Source organism: Paraburkholderia sp. GAS448 (assembly GCF_050435685.1).
Lineage (GTDB): Bacteria > Pseudomonadota > Gammaproteobacteria > Burkholderiales > Burkholderiaceae > Paraburkholderia.
Genome location: NZ_JBNDKT010000163.1, coordinates 1 through 1,127 on the forward strand (window position 1 = coordinate 1; position 1,127 = coordinate 1,127).

Genomic DNA, 1,127 nt, shown 5'->3' on the forward strand with positions numbered 1-1,127 from the left:
CTGTTCTTTTTGCCGTGGAATCGGCGTTCACTTTGCCGTGGAATTCGTGTTCTTTTTGCCGTGGAATCCCTGTTCACTTTGGCGTGGAATATTCAATCAACTTTCCCACAAAACGTCACTGGAGTGACGGGAGCCTGATCGAAGATATCGATGCAGGCCTCTCGGATCTGGTGAACGTCCTCCGGCTACGGCATATCCGCTCGATCGCGATTCCACCGCTTGGCTGTGGTCTTGGCGGCCTGGACTGGAAGGACGTGCGACCATGTATCGAGCTGGCCATGCGACAGGTTCCGCAAGTGTACGTCCTGCTTTGTGAACCCCGCCAGCAGGCACGGGGATAGATGGCTGGCCCGGGGAGGCGCCGGTTCAGTTCGCTGGCAGTGCGAGAGCACCGACCGCACGAAGGATGCGCAATCCTATGGGCGCAGCCTGCAGCGCCTTCACGTCGCTCCTGTCTGTCACACGGGGAGCGGGATTGATCAATCGAACCGTGAGGCAGACGAAGATGAGTACTCCCGAGACCGATGCGGGCGCGGCCACGCCCACACTCGACCAGCAGGTCAACTTCATGTCCAGCTCGACAAGTCCGCCATTACAGGCGTGCGTCGTGCAGATCTGGCCGGATGGCCTCGTCGATCTTGTCGTCACCGACCCATCGGTACTGGATGTGTTCAAGGTGCGGCGCGTGCCCTTCGTCGCTGCAGATGGCACCAACACGCCCGTGTATGCGGGTGATCCACGATACGCGCAGGCGCCGGCCACGTCGTAGGGTCAGCAGCCGTAGCCGCGCGTCCGGCCTGCCGCCTCGCGGCACACGTAGAGGTGATCTGGCCGGCACGTCGGACGTTTCCAGTCGCGCAGAACCGCCCTCACTTCGCCACGGCGCTTTCAAGGACCGTGGCGCTTTTGCCGTCGATGTCGCCGCCGGTACAGCGGCCCCCGGCGCGCAGTAAAAGCTGACCGCGTCAACCCATTCAATGGAGGACACCCGCCGAACTCGCAATGCGGTGCGGTGGGTCTTCCTCACCCCATTTACTGACAGGTGCACCAAATAGTGCCTTGCGCGTTATACAGGTATGAAGACGAAAAATGATGGCCGAAAACTGGATCAGGCGACGCAGGCCCAC

At 61.1% G+C, this 1,127-nt stretch carries 2 protein-coding genes; both read left to right on the forward strand.

Going from position 1 to position 1,127, the window contains the following annotated elements; all coding sequences use genetic code 11:
* A partial coding sequence (locus P3T23_RS47815; RefSeq protein ID WP_429322974.1) for a macro domain-containing protein occupies nt 1-341 on the forward strand: 341 nt, incomplete at its 5' end.
* 164 nt (nt 342-505) lie between these two features.
* On the forward strand, nt 506-769 hold the full coding sequence (locus P3T23_RS47820) for a hypothetical protein (protein ID WP_429322975.1): 264 nt from the start codon (nt 506-508) through the stop codon (nt 767-769).
* The last annotated feature ends 358 nt before the right edge of the window (nt 770-1,127 follow it).